Source organism: Streptomyces sp. UNOB3_S3 (assembly GCF_020740895.1).
Lineage (GTDB): Bacteria > Actinomycetota > Actinomycetes > Streptomycetales > Streptomycetaceae > Streptomyces.
Genome location: NZ_JAILXP010000689.1, coordinates 1 through 1,364, shown reverse-complemented (window position 1 = coordinate 1,364; position 1,364 = coordinate 1). Strand labels below are relative to the sequence as shown.

Here is a 1,364-nt window from a genome sequence, read left to right as displayed (position 1 = left end):
CCTCCTGCCCCGCCTGCCCCGCCCGTACCGCCCGGAAGCGGAAGCTGCCCGTCCCGACCTCCACCGTCACCTCCGTGAACCCCGCCGCCCGCAGCCGCGTCTCCAGTGTCGCGGGCGGCACCGGCACACAGGTGTCGCCCCAGTGGATCAGCCGGAAGCGCCAGTTGCTCAGCGAGTCGCAGCCGGCGAAGACGCCGCCCGGGCGCAGCACGCGGTGCGCCTCGGCGAAGAGGGCGTCCTGGCGGGCGGGCGAGGGGACGTGGTGGAGCATGGTGAAGCAGGCGACCGAGTCGAAGCGGCCGTCGGGCCAGGGCAGGGCGGTGCCGTCGCCGTGCACGACCTCGGCCCGGTCGCCGAACTCGCGGCGCAGCCCGGCCGCGTACGCCGCGTCGACCTCGACGACGCTCAGGCGTGTCACGCCCTCCCGGCGCAGCAGAACGCGCGTGGTGGCCCCGTAACCCGGACCGACCTCCAGGACGTCGGCCCCGAGCGGCACCTTGTCCAGGGCCCACGGCAGCAGGTGGTCCTCGACGGCCCGGGCCCACTTCTCGGAACTGCACAGACGGCGGTGAACGAGATTCATCGGCATGCGACGAGGCTAGGAATCAGGCGACCGTGTCGTATACGGGCCAGGAGGCCAAGCCATGTCGCCAAACGGACACGCCGCCGGGCATGTCGTCGCCCCCGCCGGCAGTGCCATAGCCGTCGGGAGCTTCGCGCTCGGCGAGGACGAGTGGTTCGACGTCCACCGGCACAGCGCCCATCAGCTGGCGTGGGCGCCCCATGGCGTCCTGGCCGTGCGCGCGGCGGGCCGTACGTGGGTGCTGCCGTCGACCGTCGCGCTGTGGATCCCGGCGGGCGTCCCGCACGCCACGGGGGCCACTTGCGCCGCGTTGATGCGGAGTCTGTACTTCTGGCCGGACCGCTGCCCGTTCGGCTGGGCGGCGCCGCAAGTCATGGCCGTCTCCGGGCTGTTACGGGAGCTGATCGGGCATCTGTCGCAGGAGGGCCTCGACACGGGGGCGCGGCAGCGCGCGGAGGACGTCCTGCTGGACCAGTTGCGTCCCGTGTCCGTGACGACGGTCAGGGCGCCGCTGCCCGCCGACCCCCGGGCGCGACGGGTGGCGGAGGCCCTGCGCGCGGACCCGTCGGACGGGCGCACGCTCGCGCAGTGGGGCGCGCTGGTGGGCGCGAGCTCCCGGACGCTCGCGCGGGCCTTCACGGAGGGCACGGGCATGTCGTACGGACGGTGGCGCGTCCAGCTGCGGCTGGAGGCGGCGATGCCGCTGCTCGCGGCGGGGGCCACGGTCTCCGCGGTGGCGCGGCGGGTGGGGTACGGGTCGCCGAGCGCGTTCGTCGCAGCG

2 protein-coding genes are annotated in these 1,364 nt (G+C 74.9%); one reads left to right on the top strand and one right to left on the bottom strand.

Annotated features, from left to right (window positions below; translation table 11 throughout):
* A partial coding sequence (locus K6I33_RS35045) for a class I SAM-dependent methyltransferase (RefSeq protein ID WP_229358831.1) occupies positions 1 to 589 on the bottom strand: 589 nt, incomplete at its 3' end.
* A 55-nt stretch (positions 590 to 644) separates the two neighbouring features.
* On the opposite strand from K6I33_RS35045, the gene K6I33_RS35040 reads away from it, so the two are divergent.
* On the top strand, positions 645 to 1,364 hold a 720-nt coding region (locus K6I33_RS35040), incomplete at its 3' end, for a helix-turn-helix domain-containing protein (protein WP_229358830.1).